The following is a 242-nucleotide window of genomic DNA, read 5'->3' on the forward strand; positions in this document are numbered from 1 at the left end:
GCCGAGGAAGGTGACGAAGCGCTGTTTCTTCACCGCGCGCGACACCTCAGCCAGCATCGCCTGCTCACTCGACTCGATCAGCTTCCACTGGCCCAGGTCGAAGTCGTTCTTCTTGATGATCTCCTGCAGCGAGATATTCGCCGGCGCGCCGGAGCCGATGCCGTAGATCTTTTTGTCGAACTTATCCGCAAACCTGTTCAAGTCAGCAAAGTCATGCACCCCGGCGTCCCACACATAGTCCG

1 protein-coding gene is annotated in these 242 nt (G+C 58.3%); it reads right to left on the reverse strand.

Features of this window, described 5'->3' with window-relative positions; translation table 11 throughout:
- A partial coding sequence (locus KZZ04_RS20560; RefSeq protein WP_306430598.1) for a glycine betaine ABC transporter substrate-binding protein occupies nucleotides 1–242 on the reverse strand: 242 nt, incomplete at both ends.

The sequence above is a fragment of the Pseudoalteromonas sp. CR1 genome (assembly GCF_019392235.1).
Taxonomy (GTDB): Bacteria; Pseudomonadota; Gammaproteobacteria; order Enterobacterales; family Alteromonadaceae; genus Pseudoalteromonas.